At 42.5% G+C, this 20,079-nt stretch carries 13 protein-coding genes; 7 read left to right on the forward strand and 6 right to left on the reverse strand.

The features are described 5' to 3' along the window. Nucleotides 1-112: 112 nt before the first annotated feature. Nucleotides 113-976, forward strand: coding sequence for a class I SAM-dependent methyltransferase (locus H0S56_RS12135; protein WP_195725164.1), 864 nt, complete (start codon nucleotides 113-115; stop codon nucleotides 974-976). A 28-nt stretch (nucleotides 977-1,004) separates the two neighbouring features. Here the strand turns inward: H0S56_RS12135 and H0S56_RS12140 are convergent, their stop codons facing one another. Beyond that, nucleotides 1,005-2,342, reverse strand: coding sequence for an alpha/beta fold hydrolase (locus tag H0S56_RS12140; protein WP_195725165.1), 1,338 nt, complete (start codon nucleotides 2,340-2,342; stop codon nucleotides 1,005-1,007). Between the two features lie 322 nt (nucleotides 2,343-2,664). Here H0S56_RS12140 and H0S56_RS12145 point away from each other — a divergent pair, with 322 nt between their 5' ends. From H0S56_RS12145 to pta, 3 genes are all read left to right on the forward strand, one after another. Beyond that, nucleotides 2,665-3,930, forward strand: coding sequence for a glutamate-5-semialdehyde dehydrogenase (locus H0S56_RS12145; protein WP_195726089.1), 1,266 nt, complete (start codon nucleotides 2,665-2,667; stop codon nucleotides 3,928-3,930). A gap of 449 nt (nucleotides 3,931-4,379) precedes the next feature. Beyond that, on the forward strand, nucleotides 4,380-5,600 hold the full coding sequence (locus H0S56_RS12150) for an acetate/propionate family kinase (RefSeq protein WP_005103172.1): 1,221 nt from the start codon (nucleotides 4,380-4,382) through the stop codon (nucleotides 5,598-5,600). Nucleotides 5,601-5,655: 55 nt separating this feature from the next. Beyond that, on the forward strand, nucleotides 5,656-7,794 hold the full coding sequence (gene pta / locus H0S56_RS12155) for a phosphate acetyltransferase (RefSeq protein ID WP_195725166.1): 2,139 nt from the start codon (nucleotides 5,656-5,658) through the stop codon (nucleotides 7,792-7,794). A 231-nt stretch (nucleotides 7,795-8,025) separates the two neighbouring features. Here the strand turns inward: pta and H0S56_RS12160 are convergent, their stop codons facing one another. Further along, nucleotides 8,026-8,265 (reverse strand): DUF2171 domain-containing protein, encoded by a 240-nt coding sequence (locus H0S56_RS12160; RefSeq protein WP_004729548.1) that lies wholly within the window; start codon nucleotides 8,263-8,265, stop codon nucleotides 8,026-8,028. A 758-nt stretch (nucleotides 8,266-9,023) separates the two neighbouring features. Between H0S56_RS12160 and H0S56_RS12165 the strand changes: the two genes are divergently transcribed. Beyond that, nucleotides 9,024-10,550, forward strand: coding sequence for a fumarate hydratase (locus tag H0S56_RS12165; protein WP_004278405.1), 1,527 nt, complete (start codon nucleotides 9,024-9,026; stop codon nucleotides 10,548-10,550). Between the two features lie 70 nt (nucleotides 10,551-10,620). Here H0S56_RS12165 and H0S56_RS12170 read toward each other — a convergent pair whose 3' ends face one another. From H0S56_RS12170 to tig, 4 genes are all read right to left on the reverse strand, one after another. Beyond that, on the reverse strand, nucleotides 10,621-11,337 hold the full coding sequence (locus tag H0S56_RS12170) for a DUF2846 domain-containing protein (RefSeq protein WP_195725167.1): 717 nt from the start codon (nucleotides 11,335-11,337) through the stop codon (nucleotides 10,621-10,623). A 170-nt stretch (nucleotides 11,338-11,507) separates the two neighbouring features. Beyond that, complete coding sequence (gene clpX / locus H0S56_RS12175; protein WP_004278407.1) at nucleotides 11,508-12,818, reverse strand: ATP-dependent protease ATP-binding subunit ClpX; 1,311 nt, start codon at nucleotides 12,816-12,818, stop codon at nucleotides 11,508-11,510. A gap of 29 nt (nucleotides 12,819-12,847) precedes the next feature. Then, nucleotides 12,848-13,453, reverse strand: a complete 606-nt coding sequence (gene clpP / locus H0S56_RS12180) for an ATP-dependent Clp endopeptidase proteolytic subunit ClpP (RefSeq protein ID WP_004278408.1) — start codon at nucleotides 13,451-13,453, stop codon at nucleotides 12,848-12,850. A gap of 194 nt (nucleotides 13,454-13,647) precedes the next feature. After that, nucleotides 13,648-14,979 carry a trigger factor gene (tig, locus tag H0S56_RS12185; protein WP_004278409.1) on the reverse strand — a complete coding sequence of 444 codons (1,332 nt, stop codon included), beginning with the start codon at nucleotides 14,977-14,979 and terminating at the stop codon, nucleotides 13,648-13,650. A gap of 266 nt (nucleotides 14,980-15,245) precedes the next feature. Here tig and H0S56_RS12190 point away from each other — a divergent pair, with 266 nt between their 5' ends. Together H0S56_RS12190 and H0S56_RS12195 are read left to right on the forward strand one after the other, a co-directional pair. After that, nucleotides 15,246-17,465 (forward strand): TonB-dependent receptor domain-containing protein, encoded by a 2,220-nt coding sequence (locus H0S56_RS12190; protein ID WP_195725168.1) that lies wholly within the window; start codon nucleotides 15,246-15,248, stop codon nucleotides 17,463-17,465. A 308-nt stretch (nucleotides 17,466-17,773) separates the two neighbouring features. Beyond that, nucleotides 17,774-20,062: a TonB-dependent receptor gene (locus H0S56_RS12195; protein ID WP_195725169.1), complete on the forward strand. Its 2,289-nt coding sequence runs from the start codon at nucleotides 17,774-17,776 to the stop codon at nucleotides 20,060-20,062. The last annotated feature ends 17 nt before the right edge of the window (nucleotides 20,063-20,079 follow it).

Below are 20,079 nucleotides of genomic sequence, written 5' to 3' on the forward strand. Positions count from 1 at the left end.
TCCAATCAATATGAAAAAGGGACACGACAAGGTGTTCCTTTTTAATTATAGTAATGAAAAGGTTACACTATTATTCAATCAACTTAAAAATAACAATAAGGTCAGAACAAATATGACAGACTCACTTTCGCAACATCGCCATATTTCTTTTACGGCGCACTATACCGGCTATATCTGGTATCAAATGGGAATCTCACATCCAGCCTTTGCTACATCCAAAGGCAAGTTTCTGGCCAAACTGCTTCATCCACTTGAATCCTGGGCGGAACGCCATGTCGGCGGTAGCATGCGGACTACACTTAAGCAGCGCCATCAGATGATTGATGAGCATTTGTGTCAACTAATTGAGCAACATCCACAACTTCAGGTTCTTGAAATTGCCTGCGGACTATCTCCACGCAGCTGGAATTTCAGACAGAAATTCCCCGAGATTAATTATCGTGAACTGGACCTGCCGGATATGGCCAAGATCAAGACGCAGGCTTTACAGCAGATCGATCAGTATGCCCCTGAAGTCCTGACTGCCGATATTTTTAGTGAAGAACTGGACTGTATTTTTCAGATGTTTGACTGCAACCAGCCCTTAGTGGTCATTAGCGAAGGACTGATTAATTATTTTGATCAGCAGATGTTAGGTATTCTGATGCAGGGGATTACAGAAAATGCGCAGTATTTCCCGGCAGTTCACTATCTCAGCGATATTTATCCTGAACCGGTGAAAAATAAACTGGCGAACTTTATCTGGAGCAGTAGCCGTCTACTTAAATTCATGTCTCGCAGTGCGTTTACCTTTCATTTTAAATCCCCCCAAGAACTGCAGCACTTTTTTCAAGATGCAGGATTTGACCAGGTTGAGGTACAACAACCACAACGTTATTTTGCCGAGCCTCATCAGCCAAACCCGACTCATGAACAGGATGAACATTTAGGTGATCTGGTCTGGATGATTCATGCCGTGAAAAAAAACAGCGTTTAAGTACGCTGTTTTTTAATGCTGCTGTTTTTTAAATTGCTGCATCAAATACTTCAGTTTGTGACAGTACTTTTTGCATTTGTACAAAGCGTAATAAGCGTTCTGCGACTTCAAAACTGCCATGTTTGAATAAAGCACGCAGCTGAGTATCATCCTGTTCAAAGATCAGGCACTCAATCTGAAATTCCCCAACTTCATCTTCCAGATGCAAGGCCAGATCACGTGGATAAGCTGTTGCGCATACTGCCTGTTCTACATCTAACTCCAGCAATACCCCAAAGAAATTCATGTCCACGATCTCTGCTTTTAAAATGAGATCAGAATGACGATGACTGAGGAAACGCTGTGAATCTTGCACCTGAATCCGCTCTTCACCGCGACGTTCAAGCTGCTGTATCTGCTCAGGGCTAAACGGAATAATTCCCGGCAACTGATCGACCGGTTCATCACGTAAGAAGGTTGCAAACAGATGCATGGTTTCTTTACGACGTTGTAACTGCGGTACATGATCGGCGCCTGCAATTTGTACATACTGCATATTCGGACATTGCAGGGCAAAATTGGCATTCTCATGTGGCAAGGTAAAACTGTCATATTGCCCACATGCCACCAGCACTTTGCACTGTGGAATCGGCACATTGGTCAGACGCAATAAACGGTTGCAATTGATATCATAACGATCCTGTTCGGTGGCCGTAAATTCCGCCATCTGTTTAAAGAACAAACGCTTTGCAGTCGGTGACATCCGGGTTTCTGTTAAACGTGCATGATTCACCAGGTACAAAATGACGGCCTGACCAAATTCATCCATACGCTGTTCTTTCATTAGATGCAAAGACTCTTCCAGCAGCATCCGCCAGCTTTTACGGGTTTTCTGCATCACACCCATCAGGATCATCCGATCGACCAGTTCAGGACGCTGATCTGCCAAATAGGAAGCCACCACTGAACCCAAGGACATACCTAGAATTGCCACTTGCGGCAGCTGCATCTGTTCCAGCCAGCGCCCCAGCATCGCAGCAAGGTCTTCAAGCTCCAGTGTTCCGGCAGACAGCCCCGTATCGACATTACTAATCTGCTGGTTGGCCCCCATGGACGGTAGGTCAATCAGAATGATGGGACCTGCATCAAAAAGCTGTTCTACACAGTATTTGTAGGAATTAAAATTCTGGAAAGCTCCCCCAATAATCACCATGGGTCTTAAATGTAAGGTATCCGGACGGGCGATCGCCATATATTCGATTTTCCAGCCGTCCATCCAGGTAGTACGTGGCGGCTGCTTAAAACTGTGCTTATCATAAAGATCAAAAAAACCATCGTGGCTATGTTGTTCCAATACATGGGTGTCCATGTGGATAATGGAATTCATATTCCTTTTCCTCCGTCCTTGCCTTATTTTTATTGTGCAAGTCATGCTTAACAGATCTTATATTTCAGGCGCATTCCGGTGTGCCTGAACACGCATCCTGCTCTTTAATAATTATAAATGACATCAATGCCGCGTGTTTCATTCTATACAGAGCTGCTTTTCACAAGCAACCGCTTCAGTGACCACTTATCTACTTTTAAACAGAAAACAATTTCAAAATGTTTAGAAGTCTGCGAAAACGGATGATTTTTAATAGATGGGCTTCATTGTGCAGCAGCAGGCTGTTAATATCGAAATGAAATTTCTAAGTGATCAAACCGCTATGCAAGAGTCTATTAAACAATACATGCAAACGGTAGGACAGCAGGCACGCCAGGCTTCTCGCATTTTGGCTCGCGCGTCCACCCAAACTAAAAATAATGCGTTATCCGCTATTTATACGGCTTTGGAAAATAGCCAGGCTGCTATTTTGGCTGCCAACCAGAAAGATATGACCAAGGCGCATAACAACAATCTGGACTCAGCCCTGCTTGATCGCTTAGAACTCAACCCCGCACGCTTTAAAGGTATGTTACAGGGCCTTAAAGATGTCATTGGCCTGAAAGATCCGATTGGTGAAATTAGTGATATGGCTTATCGCCCATCCGGGATTCAACTGGGCAAGATGCGTGTGCCTTTGGGTGTGGTCGGCATGATCTACGAGTCACGTCCTAACGTCACGTTGGAAGCTGCATCACTCGCACTCAAATCAGGCAATGCCATTATTTTACGGGGTGGCTCAGAAGCTCTGGAATCAAATCAGGCCATTGCTGTCGCGATTCAGCATGGCCTGAAAGTCGCAGGCTTGCCTGAGGCTGCCGTACAAGTGGTAAACACGACTGACCGCGCTGCTGTTGGCCAGTTGATTACCATGACCGAATATGTGGATGTGATTGTGCCTCGTGGCGGCAAGAGTCTGATCGAACGGATTACCGAGGAAGCACGTGTGCCGGTCATTAAACATTTAGATGGCAACTGTCATGTCTATGTGGAAGCTCAAGCAGACTTGTTAAAAGCCTTGCCGATTGCGCTCAATGCCAAAACCCATCGCTATGGCGTATGTAATGCCATGGAAACCCTGCTGGTCGATGAAAAAGTCGCTGAAGAATTCTTGCCACGCATCGCAGAGCTATACCAAGAGAAAAAAGTCGAACTGCGTGGTTGCCGGGAAACCCAGCGTATTCTTGGAGATGCAGTCATTACAGCAACCGAAGAAGACTGGTATACCGAGTATCTGGGCCCGATTCTGGCGATCAAAGTTGTTTCTGGTATAGAAGAAGCCATTGAGCACATTAACAAATATGGCTCGCATCATACTGATTCTATTATTACGGAAAACTACAGTCTGGCACGCGAATTTCTGGCGGGTGTAGATTCAAGTTCGGTCATGATCAATGCCTCTACTCGTTTTGCAGATGGTTTTGAATATGGCTTAGGCGCAGAAATCGGGATTTCGACCGATAAAATCCATGCTCGTGGCCCAGTCGGTCTTGAAGGCCTGACTTCGCAGAAATGGATTGTCTTTGGTGATGGTCAGATTCGCCAGTAAGTATTCAGATCGCTCATTTAAAACCGCCTCATTTATGATGCGGTTTTTTTATGGACAGAAAAATTGACACTGAAATAGATGGATTAGAACCTTCGGGTCATTTTATTGATAAATCTCTTTATAGAATTGTATTTAGAAACAATATTTGCCTTTTCGGACGCTAAACTAAAAACCAATTTGTTCTAAAATTAAATTTAAGCAGAATTTAGTATTTTATTGATTATATTTTCAGCATCATTTTATTTATAAATGAAAACTATGAACTGATAAATTTTAGTTATTATTGTTAAATCGGTCGATAATGCTTAAGTCTAATCTGCTAAAGTCTATCTAGGACAGAAAAAAAACAAATGTTAAAACATATTCATTGATCTGGATTGCTGCTTCATTGTCCGCAATTGGGTCAAGCAAATGGACGAGAATTTTAATTAAAAATTGGGTAATCAATCGTGTCTAAATCAGTATTAGTTATTAATTGTGGCTCTTCTTCAATCAAGTTTGCATTACTTCTTGAGGAGCAGAATTTCCGTATTCATGGTTTAGCTGAGAACTTAGGCACAGAGAATGCTCGCATTAAAGGCGTGACGGTTGGCAATGAGCCGGTCGATATCCACATTCCATTTGCTGACCACAAAAAAGCACTCGAAGTGGGTCTGGAACGTCTGGCCAACTACCGTCCGGATGCGATCGGTCACCGTGTCGTACATGGTGGCAGCCTGACCAAGGCTGAATTGATCAATGACGAAATTATTGAAAAAATTCGTGAAGCAACGCCGCTTGCACCATTACACAATCCGGCACACCTGATTGGTATTGAAGCTACCAAACGTTTATTCCCGGAATTACCACAGGTTGCGGTATTTGATACTGCCTTCCACCAAACCATGCCAGCGCATGCTTATCGTTATGCCCTACCGAAATTCCTATATACCGCCCATGGTGTACGTCGCTATGGTTTCCACGGGACGAGTCATGCCTATGTTTCAGAGCGCGGTTCTGAACTGGCAGGCAGTTTCAAACAAGGTGGCTGGTTAACCGCGCATCTGGGTAATGGTAGCTCGACCTGTGCCGTGTGGAATGGGAAAAGTGTAGATACCTCAATGGGCTTAACCCCGCTTGAAGGCATTGTTATGGGCACACGCAGTGGCGATGTTGATCCAAGTCTGCACAGCTTCCTGGCGAAAAACCTAGGTTGGGACATTTATAAAATTGACAAGATGCTGAATAGCCAAAGTGGTCTTTTGGGCTTGTCTGATCTGTCCAATGACATGCGTACGCTGATTGAAGCTTCAGAACAAGGCAATGAAGATGCCACACTGGCGATTGAAGTATTCTGCTACCGTTTAGCTAAGTCTCTGGCAGCGTTGAGCTGTGGTCTGCCACGTCTTGATGGTCTGTTCTTCACTGGCGGCATTGGCGAAAACTCAGCGTATATCCGCGAAAAAACCATGACTTACCTGCCTCATTTCGGTTTCAGTCTGGATAAAAATGCCAATAATGAGCTGAAACGCGGTACCGAAGGCCGAATTGATTCAGGTACAGGCCCACAAATCTGGGTAGTGCCAACAGATGAAGAAGGCCGTATTGCCCGGGAAGTTCAAAGTGTGGTTGAACTTGAAGTGGAGCGCAATACTGCAAAAAAGTCTCAAGCTGAGGTAATGCCTGCATAAGCAGGCTTTAGCTTCTTTTTCACTGATTTTTATTATTCTGCGACTGACATAATTTATGAAAACAATTTTATTGGTTCCCACGGGGGAAGGCGTAGGCTTAACTTCTGCATGTTTGGGCCTGATTTATGCACTGGAATGCCAAGGGGTAAAAGCTGGTTTCCTGAAACCTTTTGCCCAGGAATTGAATGAAATCGAAGACCGCACCACGGCTTTGTATCGTCATATTTCTCAAAGTGAAACGGTTGAACCTATCCGTTATAGCAAAGTCTTGCAGCAGATCAATCTGGATGAACAGGATGAATTGCTTGAAGAAGCGGTGCGTCTGCATCGTCAAATTGCTAAACAGCATGACCTAATTATTGTCGAAGGGCTGTTGCCAAATACTCAGGACAGTTTTGCCGATGATTTGAATGCTTCACTGGCACAAGCACTGGATGCCAAAGTTATTGTCGTCAGCAATGCCAATATTCAGCAGCCAAGCCAAACCGCAGATAAAGTTGAACATCAGCTGCGTAATTTTGGTGGCGCTAGCTCTACCCGCCTTGCGGGCATCATGTTGATGCGCACCAAAGGCCTGCCTGAAGAATCTGCGCAGATTCCTGTCACGCTGAATCCGGATTTACGCCTTAAAGCTGAAACCGCCGAATTTATCACCGCCATTCAGCAGACGCATCCGCATATTGGCTCTGAAAAATTACCAGTGATTGGCTTGGTGCCTTTCAGTAAAACCTTAAGTGTGCCGCGCATGTCTGATCTGGCTGCACATATTTCTGCCTACTGGATTAACGAAGGCGAAGCCAAACAGCGCCGTGTACAACATAGCAGCCTGATTTCAGCCAATATTGAACATGAATTGCATAAATTTGTGGCTGGCGAATTAATTATTAGTGCCTCTGACCGGATTGACGTATTACTGGCAAGTAGTCTGGCCAGCAGTAATGGGATTCCTTTGGCCGGTCTGGTGCTGACTGAACATCAACAGCCAAATGATCATGTACTGGAATTCTGTCAAGCTGCCATCAAGCAAGGTTTACCGATTTTACATACGCCACTTAGCACTTTTGAAACCGCACAAAAACTGGCAAATCTCAGCAATGAAATTCCAGTGGATGATACCGAACGTGCAGATCAGGTGACACGTTTTGTTTCAAGCCATATCAATCCGGAATGGCTGAATCAAATGTTGAATGGTTCTTATAAGCCACGTCTGTCACCTTCCGCTTTCCGTCATGAACTGGTACAGAAATCGATTGCTGCGAAAAAACGTATTGTACTGCCAGAGGGTGATGAACCGCGTACCGTACAGGCTGCGGCCATTTGTCAGGCGCGTGGTATTGCACAGTGTATTTTGCTGGCCAAGCCTGAAGCTGTGCTAGAAGTAGCCAAAGCTCGCGGTATTGAATTGCCTGAAGATCTGGAAATTCTTGATCCGGATCTGGTGCGTGAAAACTACATCGACAAGATGGTGGAGCTGCGTAAAGGCAAGCTCAACGAACTACAGGCCCGTGAACAACTGCAAGATACAGTAGTACTTGGCACCATGATGCTGGCACTGGATCAAGTCGATGGCCTGGTTTCTGGTGCAGTACATACCACAGCAAATACGGTACGTCCTGCTTTTCAGCTGATCAAGACTGCTCCAGATTATTCTCTGGTATCTTCCGTATTCTTTATGCTGTTGCCAGATGAAGTCTATGTGTATGGTGACTGTGCGATCAATCCGGACCCTGATGCAGAACAGCTGGCCGAAATTGCAATCCAGTCCGCCGATTCTGCCAAAGCCTTTGGTATAGATCCACGCATTGCCATGATTTCCTATTCGACGGGAACTTCCGGTACCGGCGCAGATGTGGAAAAAGTCGCTGAAGCCACACGGATTGCCAAAGAACGCCGCCCTGACCTGCTGATTGATGGTCCATTACAATATGATGCAGCATCTGTAGAAAGTGTAGGTCGCCAAAAGGCACCTGATTCACAAGTGGCTGGACGTGCCAATGTATTTATTTTCCCGGATCTGAACACCGGTAACACTACTTATAAAGCGGTTCAACGCGCTGCCAATGTAGTCAGTGTTGGACCAATGCTGCAAGGCTTGAATAAGCCGGTCAATGACCTGTCGCGTGGTGCCTTGGTCGATGACATCGTGTTTACCATTGCCTTAACCGCGATTCAGGCCGAGCAGCAAGAAGCTTAATACTTCTTGAATTTAAGTTTTCCAAACCATCTGATTGAAAAATCAGGTGGTTTTTTTATAAAAAAACACTCATAGCTTCAATAAATTCAGCACGCGATCATTATCTCGTTTTAATAAACAATAAAAATGCCAGTCTTTCGAACTGGCATTTTCAACGGTTATTCATAAAGTCTGTGACATAAAAAATTAAGCTGAAGCAGCCCTGCTTTTCAGTCCACTAACTTTAATTTCTTATAAGGTAGTCCACTCTTTACGTACCTCTTCCGCAGTTTTATTGAGCACGACGCTATCGTCTTTGATTTCACTTACCCAACTCAAGGGAATCAGATGATGCTCATTATTTTCATCATCACTTCTTGTTAATTTAATTGAATCCTGACCTTCTAAATGGTCCACCTTCCCGACTTGAGTACCACATGAAGCAATGACTGAAGCATGTTCTTTAATATCACTTGCATTAAAATTGTTCATTCTACTTGCCTGTTTCTAGAAGTTGAGAGAAACAGTCTAAGCAATAAAAAATGCCGCATGTGTAAGGGTTTTCAGGCTTTGAGTTTTTCTGGGTTAAAAATGTAAATGGTCAACATGGCTTGAGTAAGCTATAGGAGAGATGCTTTTTAAATTTGAGTTTTCAAATATTTTTATAACTGGATTTGAAGATTTGAAGATTTGAAGATTTGAAGATTTGAAGATTTGAAGATTTGAAGATTTGAAGATTTGAAGATTTGAAGATTTGAAGATTTGAAGATTTGAAGATTTGAAGATTTGAAGATAGGTTAATTTTTTATGTCTTAAAATAAAAAAGAAGATAAAGCTTAGGCTTGATCTTCTTTCTGACCGTACATCCAAGTTGCAGCGATATATACACAAAAACCAGCTGCCATCAAAATACCTGTAACCATTGTTAGGATCTCCCGTTTCAATAGCTGCATTATGTAAAAGTTTTATGACAGTTATATGACAATCTGATTTTTTATTAAATTTTAAATAAACAATAAAATTCAATTACTTGAGAAAAAATCATCAAAATTATGCATATTTTTTATCTGAAATATGACACTGAATATGACAACTGGCTATCATATTTGACCCATTGAATAGCTAAAGTGCTTGCTCAGATTGCTTAAACTATAAACTTTCGGCCAATGCTCGCCCAAAATGCCCACAACCCGATTCTTTTGTCTTATAATTTAGCCCGCTAGCTATCAGCCCGCTCAAGAGATATTTGTATGACAACTATTATCAAGCAAGATGACTTGATCACATCGGTTAAAGATGCGCTTCAGTTCATTTCTTACTATCACCCACAAGACTTTATCCAAGCGATGAGCCGTGCGTATGATCGTGAAGAGAACAAAGCTGCTAAAGATGCGATCGCACAAATCTTAATTAACTCACGCATGTGTGCAGAAGGCCACCGCCCAATCTGTCAAGATACCGGTATCGTCAACGTATTTGTTGAAGTGGGCATGGACGTTAAATTCGATTTAACCATGAGTTTGGATGATGCAATCAATGAAGGCGTACGTCAGGGTTATTTAGAAAACTCGAACGTGCTTCGCGCATCAGTTCTGGCTGATCCTGCATTTGGTCGTAAGAACACCAAAGACAACACTCCTGCCGTGATTTACCACAAGCTTGTGCCTGGTAATAAAGTAGATATCACTGTGGCAGCCAAAGGTGGCGGTTCAGAAAACAAATCTAAACTAGCAATGTTAAACCCATCTGATTCAATCGTGGATTGGGTACTGAAAACTGTTCCAACCATGGGTGCAGGCTGGTGTCCACCAGGTATGCTGGGAATCGGGATCGGTGGTACTGCTGAAAAAGCCATGATGCTTGCCAAAGAAGCATTGATGGAAGAGATCAACATGGACGAATTGCTTCGTCGTGGTCCACAAAGCAAAATGGAAGAGCTTCGTATCGAAATCTTCGAAAAAGTAAATGCTTTGGGTATTGGTGCACAAGGTCTTGGCGGTTTAACCACTGTACTTGATATTAAAATCAAAGATTATCCATGTCATGCTGCAGGTAAACCAGTTGGTATGATCCCGAACTGTGCTGCGACTCGTCATGCACACTTCCAGTTAGATGGTACAGGTGTTGCACATATTCAAGCACCTAAACTTGAAGACTACCCTGCTGTGACTTGGGATTCTTCATCTTCTAAACGTGTTGACCTTGACACGATTACCCAAGAAGAAATGAATAGCTGGAAACCAGGCGATACACTTCTTCTTAACGGTACAATCTATACAGGTCGTGATGCTGCACACAAACGTATGGTCGACATGCTGAACAACGGTGAAGAACTTCCTGTTGATCTGAAAGGCAAGTTTATCTACTACGTTGGCCCTGTTGATCCAGTCGGCGATGAAGTAGTTGGTCCTGCAGGTCCTACAACTGCAACGCGTATGGACAAATTCACACGTCAAGTTCTTGAAGCGACTGGCATGTTTGGCATGATCGGTAAAGCAGACCGTGGTCCTGCTGCCGTTGAAGCCATTAAAGACAACCAGGCAACTTACCTGATGGCTGTCGGTGGTGCTGCTTACCTCGTGTCTAAAGCTATTCGCGAAGCTGAAGTGGTTGCCTTTGCTGACCTGGGTATGGAAGCAATTTACAAGTTTGTGGTAAAAGATATGCCGGTATCTGTAGCGGTTGATGTGAATGGTACTTCTATTCACGCGACTGCACCTAAAATCTGGCAAGCAAAAATTGGCAAGATTCCAGTAGTTGACGCTGCTGCGGGCTAATTTTTACTACAATAAAAAAGCACCCTGAATGGGTGCTTTTTTATGATGTTTGCTCAAAAAAATGTCCAAACTACCAGGTACGTGGACCCCAAAGTTTAAAAGGTGCTTTCAGCTGTACATCTAATGATGGATCATAAGCAGTCGGTTCAATTTTTTGGGCTTTTTTACGAATCTGGCCAGTTTCTTGATCTTGTGCCACGAAGTTAAAGCTGTCTGATTTTAGCTGAGTAAAAGCAATTTCATTCAGGCCAACTTTTTCCGGCATCAGCATGAGCGGTCCGGAAACACTCCGGCGTGTACTGATATTCTCTTCATCATATTTAATAAAATAAGACTGTCCCGCTTCGACAGTAAAATCCAGATATTTAGGCTTCTGGAAATGCAATGCACCTAATGGCCGGCTGGTACTCAAACGATAGGTCCCTGCAGGCACTTCAATCCAGTAATAATGGTTGTGCAGTAAACTTGGAATATGCTCTTGATTGATAAACAGGCTGGCAGCGACAATTTCCTGACGGTTCCATCTAGAATCGGGCCGGTATAAATACACAATAGCGGCTTCATCATGCTGTGGTTTCACCGTCTGAAACTGGTTTCCATGCTTTTGATTGACCCAACCGCCAATGGTGAACATGCCAATACGATGCTGCTCGACAAAGCCCGGTTTTTTTTCAAGATCGATATTTTTTAAAGTGCTGAGTGGCTGTGTAGGCTCAACGACGGCTTTCTTACCATGACACCCCAGCAATGCCAAACTGCTGATGAGTACAATTGCGACTCCACGCATGCTTATCCCTCACTGCGTCTTTATTCTTTTGTATGCAAGTGCTTTGCAATTTGTTTTTTATAAGTTTTAGGCATCCACGCCTAGTGAATCAGATTAACACCGAGCTTTATTTTTGGAAATAAAAAACGTGCGAAAACACGGAGTTTTCGCACGTTTCGGACGAATAGCAATTAAGCGGATTTGCTATTCACGACCTTTAAATCTATTTTTGTCGCAGTCTCTTGCTGATCATGTGGCTGACGCTCGGCACGGTATTCCGGCTCTGCTTCACCTTTAATCACGGCTTCATTGATGACGACAGTGCCGACATCGCTACGGCTTGGCAAGTCATACATGGTTTCCAGCAATGAATTTTCTAGGATCGAACGTAGACCACGTGCACCTGTATTACGCTCAACTGCTTTCTTAGCCACTGCACGTAGAGCAGATTCTTCAAAAACCAGATCCACATCTTCCATATCAAACAGATGTTGATACTGACGGGTTAACGCATTCTTCGGCTCAGTCAGAATCTGCATCAATGCTTCTTCATCCAACTCGTCCAAAGTGGCAATTACTGGCAAACGACCAATAAATTCTGGAATCAAACCAAATTTTACCAGGTCAGTTGCTTCAACTTGACGGAACAAGTCAGACAGCTTCTTGGTTTCATCTTTTTTACGCACTTCTGCAGTAAAGCCGATGCCACCTTTTTCCTGACGTTGCTGTACAATTTTCTCAAGTCCTGAGAATGCACCGCCACAAATAAACAGGATATTCGAGGTATCAATCTGAATGAATTCCTGCTGCGGATGCTTACGTCCACCTTGTGGCGGAATTGATGCAACCGTGCCTTCAATCATTTTCAATAATGCTTGCTGAACGCCTTCACCCGATACATCACGCGTGATGGATGGGTTTTCAGACTTGCGGGTAATCTTGTCGATCTCATCGATATAGATAATCCCCTTTTGCGCTTTTTCGACATCGTAATCTGCTTTTTGTAAAAGCTTCTGTACGATATTTTCTACATCTTCACCCACATAACCGGCTTCGGTCAGTGTCGTTGCATCTGCCATGGCAAATGGAACATCCAGAAGACGTGCCAGCGTTTGTGCAAGCAAGGTTTTGCCCGATCCTGTCGGACCAACCAACATAATATTACTTTTTGAAAGCTCGACTGAATCATCAGCTTTCTTGCCATTATTTTGCACTTTCAAGCGCTTGTAATGGTTATAAACCGCAACTGACAAGGTTTTTTTCGCGACGTCCTGACCAATCACATATTGATCCAAGGCCGCACGAATTTCATGCGGTTTCGGCAAAGGACGATTGGCCCAGTCATTGGTTTCCACTTGCTGACTGGTTTGAACCAAATCTAAGCATACGTCCACACATTCGTTACAAATGTATGCGTCCTCGCCTGCAATCAGCTTCCCGACTTCAGACTGCGTTTTACCGCAAAATGAACAATGCTTTTGTCCTTGAGGATGTTCGGACATATTTACTCCACTATCTCAATCTTTAAAACTTATGGACGTTTAGTTAAAACTTCGTCCACAAGACCGTATTCTTTCGCTTGCTGAGCAGTCATAAAGTTGTCACGGTCTGTATCACGTGCAACTTTCTCGTAATCCTGACCGCTGTGTTCAGCCATTAAACGGTTTAAACGTTCTTTAATAAACAGGATTTCACGTGCATGAATTTCAATATCTGAAGCCTGACCACGGAAACCACCCAATGGCTGGTGAATCATGACACGGGCGTTTTCAAGGCAATAACGCTTGCCTTTGGTACCGGCATTCAGCAGGAACGCACCCATTGATGCTGCCTGACCCATGCAGTACGTTACGACATCAGGTTTGATAAACTGCATGGTGTCATAAATCGCCATACCCGCAGTTACCGAACCGCCTGGTGAATTGATATATAGATGAATATCTTTATCTGGATTTTCCGCCTCTAAAAACAACATTTGCGCAACGATCAGGTTCGCCATGTTGTCTTCAACTTCGCCCGTCATAAAAATTACACGTTCACGCAAAAGGCGTGAATAAATATCAAAAGAACGCTCACCACGAGAGGATTGTTCTACCACCATTGGCACTAAAGCGTTTTCAATCGCTGGAACATACATACGTTTATTTATTCCTAAATTTTTTGTGACCTAACCCATAATCACAATATGAGGGATAATCACTGAAATTGCAAAAAATTCGCCAACAAATCCATTATATTTTTTGCATTAGTTTTGTGAAAAACAGAAATACTTTTTTCAGGCATCAATATGAAAAAAAGGCGCATTAAGCGCCTTTTTTATCGAAAGCTAAATTAGCCTTGTTGACGAGCTTGCTGCTCTTTCAATAAGTCTTCATAGCTTACAGTCGCATCAGTTACTTTAGCAGAAGCCAAAATGTAATCAACAACTTGATCTTCTAGCACAACTGCTTCGATTTGAGCACGCTGTTGCGCATCGTTTTTGAAGTATTCGATCACTTCGTTTGGATCTTCATAAGAAGAAGCCATGTCTTCGATGTACGCTTCAACACGTGCAGCATCTACTTCGATTTTCGCATCAGCTAAAACACGGCTTACAAGTACGCCAAGTTTTACAGATTTTTCAGCTTGTTCTTTAAACAATTCGTCTGGAAGCATGCTTGAATCAAATGCTTTCGCACCTTGAGCACCAAACTGCTGTGTGAACTGCTGGATCATTTGTTGACGTTGACGGTCAATTTCTTGAGCAAGCATAGCAGCTGGAAGTTCAACTTCGTTTGCAGCAACTAATGCATCGAAAGTCGCGCCTTTAACCTGATTGCGAAGGCCGTTCTTCACTTCACGTTCCATGTTTTTACGAACGTCAGCTTTTAACTTCTCAACGCCTTCTTCTTCAGATACACCGAAGATTTTCAGGAATTCAGTATCGATTTCTGGAAGTTTTTGTTTTTCAACAAGCTTCACAGTGATTTTGAATTGAGCTTGTTTACCAGCAAGGTTTTCAGCTTGGTAGTCTTCAGGGAAAGTTACATCGATAACTTTCTCTTCGCCTTTCTTCATACCAACGATACCGTCTTCGAAGCCAGGGATCATACGACCAGAACCTAGAACAAGTTTGAAGTCTTCTGCAGAACCGCCTTCAAATTTTTCGCCGTCGATTGAACCTTCGAAATCAAAAGTTACTTGCATGTCTTTTTTAGCCATGCCTTTTGTTTCAGCCCAAGCAGCACGTTGTTTTTGAAGATTTTCAATCATCTTCTCAACGTCTTTGTCATTTACTTCAGCTGCTTTACGCTCAACTTCCAAGCCGTCGAATTTCACTTCGATTTCTGGATAAACTTCAACAGTCGCTGTATATACCAGCGCGTCGTCTTTCATTTCAGTTTTTTCGATGTTTGGCATGCCCACAGCATTGATTTTTTCTTGCTGGATCGCTTCGAAAACTGTGTCACGAATAATATCGTTTACTACTTCTTGGTAGATACCCGCGCCGTATTCACGACGAACTACGTTTACAGGTACTTTACCTGGACGGAAGCCGTTGATCTTCGCAGTTTTAGCAGTGCGTTTTAAACGAGCTTCAAATTGCTCATTAATACGGCTCGTCGGTACAGAAACATTTAAACGACGGGCAACGCCCGAAACCGCTTCAGAAGTTACTTGCATGGCTTCCTCTATATATTAGGTTATAACAGGTTTATAAAAATGTGCCACATTATATGACAACATTTAAGGATATACAAAAAATACGCGCGAGTTCCAGTTTTTAAGCCCTTTTTTTATTTGAATTGCCATCTTTCCAGATGCCCAGTCAACCCAATTTAAATGGAGAAAATGTATATTTTTATTGCAAATGATAAATACTATCATTAATATCCAGTTTCTTATTTGAGCAACAATACTAATTTATTCTTCGGTTCGGGAATTTGGTCATGCATAGTTTTAGTCTTCGTCCACTTACATTGGCAATTCTTGGGGTTACAGCAACATCTGCTTTTGCAGAGACTGTGAACGAGACAGCGACTCCTACAACAACACATCAAATGTCTACGATTGTGGTTTCAGCGGCGGGTTTTGAACAAGAACTTAAAAATGCACCTGCTTCTATTACCGTTTTAACAGCAGAAGATTTAAAAAATAAACGCGTTAATTCTATTGCGGATGCTTTGATTGATGTAGAAGGAGTTGATATATCTCCTTCAGCAGGTAAAACCGGCGGCTTAAATATTCGTATGCGTGGTATGGATTCCGAATACACTTTAGTTCTTGTTGACGGACGTCGCCAAAATACTGTGGGTAGCATTACCCCAAATGGTTTTGGAGAGTCAAATAATAGTTTTATTCCACCAATTTCTGCAATTGAACGCATCGAAGTGATTAAGGGTCCTGCTTCTACACTATATGGCTCAGATGCTATGGGTGGTGTAGTAAACATTATTACCAAAAAAGTTTCACCTGAATGGACTGGTGCAGTTACCTTAGAAGGTACTATTCTTCCGAACTATTCCGAATTTGGTAACCAACGCTCAGTGGACGCTTTTATTTCCGGCCCACTTATTCAAGATAAATTAGGCATTCAATTACGTGCACGCAAAGCTGAACGTGATCAATCTCATCTTACGAACGAAGAAGAAGCAGCTGAGTTAACTCAAGGAAATAATCCTACAAAGTCAGATTTAGAAACTATTGGAACACGTTTAACTTATACTCCAAATGATGATCATGCGATTTCATTTGAATATGAGCAAACTGAACAATGGTATGACAATAGTAAAGGTCAGCTTGGAACTCTTGGAGCAGCCGGTGGTTATGGGCAAGCTCAAGAATATAATCGTGAAAAGCTAGCTTTGATTCATGAATGGCAAAATAGTTTAGGTCAGTTAGATTCAAGTATCAGTCAAAACAAGACAGAGACTGTAGGACGTCTCTTGCCTGCACGCCTACTTCCTCTTGAAAATGACAACCTTACAACCCAAACGTTGCCACGGTTACTGGAAAGTGAAGATCTTGTATTCGATACTAAATTTTCAACTCAACATTTTGAGAACCATAATTTAGTCTTTGGTGGTCAATGGTGGGATGCGACCATTACTGATGGTCTAAGAACCAATAAAGATGTTTCTTTTGATCAAGTAGGTTTATTCGTTGAAGACACATGGCAATTTACTCCATCTCTAGCTCTTACATTAGGTGCTCGATACGACGATCATAGTACGTTCGGTGACTTCTTTACACCTCGTGCATATTTGGTATGGAATGCTAATGATCAATGGACAGTTAAAGGTGGATATGCTGAAGGCTATAAAGCTCCTCGCTTAGAACAGCTTGTTGATGGCATTTATAATGTCAGTGGCCAAGGTGCTACCCCAAGTTTTGGTAACCCAAATTTAAAACCTGAAACTAGTCAGAATCTGGAACTTGGTTTCTACTTTGATGCACTTAACGGGTTTAAAGCCAATTTAACAGGCTTCTACAGTACTATTGATGACAAAATTGTCAGTGGAGCAGATGAATTTGGATGTGGCGCATCAACCAGTGATGCACCTTTACTTTCTAATGCAGAATGTAACTCATACTTGAGTGATCGTGGTACACCTTGGGCAATTCAGCCGGGTGACAGTTGGGAGGTTAGCCGTAATGTTAATGCTGAAGAAGTTGAACTTTATGGCTTAGAGTTGGGTTCTCAGTGGCAAGTTAGCGATGCTGTAAAATTAGCAGCAAACTATACATGGACTCAGTCTGAAATCACCAAAGGTGAAGATAAAGGACTACAACTTAATGACACACCTGAGCACATTGTAAATGCAAGTGCAAACTGGCAAGTGGCGGACAATACGAATTTATGGGCACGTGGAGAATATCGTTCTGAGAAGAGTCGTTACTTAGGTAAAAGTAATTTGAGTGGGAATGACAAAACTATTCAAGATGCTTTAGGTGATTATAAAAGTTATGGTTTATTCCATCTAGGTGCTAACTTTAATATTACAAATAATTGGGATCTTGGTATAGGTCTCTATAATGTATTTGATAAAGACTTTACTGATTATGTTTATTTACCAACATTAACTGGGCGCGGTAGCAAATATCGTAATAAGTATAGCAACACCCAAGAAGGCCGCCGTGTTCAACTCAGCACTACTTTTAAATTCTAATTAAACTATTAAATTAAACCCTGCCCTGGCAGGGTTTTTTCTTATCGCTAAATTAGTGCTCTATGAAAAATCCCTAATTTATGCCCCTCTATAGACATCATTATTCTCAATAAAAATTTAACAATCAGATTAATTTATCAATATTTATTAAAATCATATGTTTATATATTGATTGTTATGATATTACATTTATAAACTCATTTAATATTTTCTTAAAGATCATGAATTCCCATGATAAAAAGATAAAAATAAAAACAAGAATCATTATTATTCGCATACATTTTTAGCATTCATTTATTAGGTTTAACATGACCTTCATTAAAACACGTAAAAAAATCGTTTCCTCTGCAATTGTTTCATCTTTATCAATGGTAGCTGCATCTGCGATGGCGGAAGAACAGGTGATCCAGTTAGAGACGATTCATCAAGAAGTCAAAGCTGAACAAGCACCCAGCTTAAAAGTAGATCAATCTGCGAATAGCAAATTTGTTGCGCCTTTACTCGACACCCCCAAGTCAGTTTCAGTAATTTCAAAACAGCTGATTGCAGATACACAAGTGACGACTTTAGCTGATGCACTACGTACAGTTCCGGGGATTACCTTGGGTGCAGGTGAAGGTGGCAACCCGAACGGTGACCGCCCATTTATTCGCGGTTATAACTCTGAAAGTTCGATGTATGTAGACGGCGTTCGTAATGCCACCTCACAAAACCGTGAAATGTTTGCGGTAGAACAAGTTGAAGTGACCAAAGGTTCTGCTTCTGCCATGGGCGGTGCAGGCACCACTGGCGGTAGCATTAACATGATTTCTAAAGTCGCTAAAGCAGGCGATTTTCTAGAAGGTTCGGTCGCTGGCGGCACAGACAATTACCAACGTATAACTTTGGATGGTAACAAAGACTTTGGTAATGGTATTGCGGCACGTGTGGCAGTCATGGGGCATCAAAACGAAAAAGCAGGCCAGAAAGACGGTGCTGAATATAAGCGTGCCGGTATTGCACCGAGTATTAGTTTTGGGCTGGACACCCCTACCCGTGGGACTCTAAGTTATTACTACTTAAAAACCGATGACACACCTGATTCAGGTATTCCTTATAACAATCCATTTGCGCTCACAAATGCAAATGTAGGATTGAATGGCAACGGCAAGCCAATTGATATTAAACAAGGTCAATACTATGGCTGGAAAGATCGTGACTTCCAGAAACAGGAAAATCAGTCAGGAACGCTTAAATTAGAACATGATCTGACGGACAACTTAACCATTAGCAATACCGCAGTGTATAACACGTCTAAAAATGATTACCTGTGGACTAACCCGGATGACTCAAGAGGCAACTTCTTACTGAATGGAAATGTCTGGGCACGTGCCAACTCACGTGTGGCAGATACTGATGCTTTTACCGACCAACTTGCTTTAACCGGTAAATTTAATACCGGTATGCTTAAACATAGTTTTAATCTAGGTGCCGAATATTCAGACCAAGAAACTGACCGTACCCAATACATTATCGATGGTGTTAACGCTACAGGTAATGTACACAATGCCTGTAACGCTGGTGATATTACTTCGGGCTGGTGTACTTCGGTACAAAACCCAAACCGTGGGCCATGGACAGGTACATTAAGTACCAATGGTGCCGACCAGTACAATATTCAAAGCAAATCAAAGTCTGTTTATTTCCTGGATAGTATTGAATTCACCCCTCAGTGGCTTTTAGATTTAGGCGTACGTTGGGATGACTACTCAACTGAGCAAACCATGCTTGCAGGTCGTTTTAATACTACGACTCCAGCAGGAACAATTGTTAAACTTGAAAATGATAAAGACTTTATCAACTATCAAGCTGGCCTGACCTTTAAACCTGTTGAAAATGGCAGTATCTATGCAAGTTATGCAACATCTGCAAATCCAGTCGGCGTAGATGGTGGCGATGGTTCTGAAGGGATTACTGCTGCAATAAATAATCTTAAACCTGAAGAAGTCCGGACCATGGAGTTAGGAACTAAATGGGATGTCTTGAATGATAAGCTCAACCTGACTGCAGCTATTTTCCGCACGGAAAAAACCAATACTCGTGCGACCGGAGATGATGGCACCACAAGTAATATTGGTGAAACTCGTGTCGATGGTATTGAGCTTGGTGTAAATGGCAACATCACGGATAAATGGGCTATATCTGCGGGTTATACTTATTTAGACAGTGAAATGATTGATGGTGGATTTGTAAATACTGCCGCTACAGGTCAACCTGCTGTATATGCGCCAAATCCTAGCAATGGGAACCAAGTTCAAAACGTCGCGAAAAACAGTGCAACCCTTTGGACTACTTATGCAGTAACTCCTGCTTTAACTCTAGGTGCTGGTGCCGTCGCAATGGACAAAGTCTATGGTAATGCTACTAATACCAAGTTTGTACCGGGCTATGTTCGCTATGATGCCATGGCACGTTATAACGTGAATGAAAACGTTGATTTGCAATTAAATCTTAACAACCTGTCTGATGAACGTTACTTCACTAAAGCCTATTCATCTCACTATGCTACTGAAGCAGAAGGCCGTAGCGCAGTGCTGGCAGTCAACTTTAAATATTAATTCAATGCAACCGCATA

Origin of the sequence: Acinetobacter lwoffii (assembly GCF_015602705.1) — a bacterium.
Classification (GTDB): Bacteria; Pseudomonadota; Gammaproteobacteria; order Pseudomonadales; family Moraxellaceae; genus Acinetobacter; species Acinetobacter lwoffii_E.

Bases quoted from the DNA above. Each gene is read 5' to 3' on its own strand.
- H0S56_RS12190 (WP_195725168.1), top strand. From the start codon at position 15,246: ATGCATAGTTTTAGTCTTCGTCCACTTACATTGGCAATTCTTGGGGTT.
- H0S56_RS12135 (WP_195725164.1), top strand. From the start codon at position 113: ATGACAGACTCACTTTCGCAACATCGCCATATTTCTTTTACGGCGCAC.
- H0S56_RS12145 (WP_195726089.1), top strand. From the start codon at position 2,665: ATGCAAGAGTCTATTAAACAATACATGCAAACGGTAGGACAGCAGGCA.
- H0S56_RS12165 (WP_004278405.1), top strand. From the start codon at position 9,024: ATGACAACTATTATCAAGCAAGATGACTTGATCACATCGGTTAAAGAT.
- pta (WP_195725166.1), top strand. From the start codon at position 5,656: ATGAAAACAATTTTATTGGTTCCCACGGGGGAAGGCGTAGGCTTAACT.
- clpX (WP_004278407.1), bottom strand. From the start codon at position 12,818: ATGTCCGAACATCCTCAAGGACAAAAGCATTGTTCATTTTGCGGTAAA.
- H0S56_RS12170 (WP_195725167.1), bottom strand. From the start codon at position 11,337: ATGCGTGGAGTCGCAATTGTACTCATCAGCAGTTTGGCATTGCTGGGG.
- H0S56_RS12160 (WP_004729548.1), bottom strand. From the start codon at position 8,265: ATGAACAATTTTAATGCAAGTGATATTAAAGAACATGCTTCAGTCATT.
- H0S56_RS12140 (WP_195725165.1), bottom strand. From the start codon at position 2,342: ATGAATTCCATTATCCACATGGACACCCATGTATTGGAACAACATAGC.
- tig (WP_004278409.1), bottom strand. From the start codon at position 14,979: ATGCAAGTAACTTCTGAAGCGGTTTCGGGCGTTGCCCGTCGTTTAAAT.
- H0S56_RS12195 (WP_195725169.1), top strand. From the start codon at position 17,774: ATGACCTTCATTAAAACACGTAAAAAAATCGTTTCCTCTGCAATTGTT.
- clpP (WP_004278408.1), bottom strand. From the start codon at position 13,453: ATGTATGTTCCAGCGATTGAAAACGCTTTAGTGCCAATGGTGGTAGAA.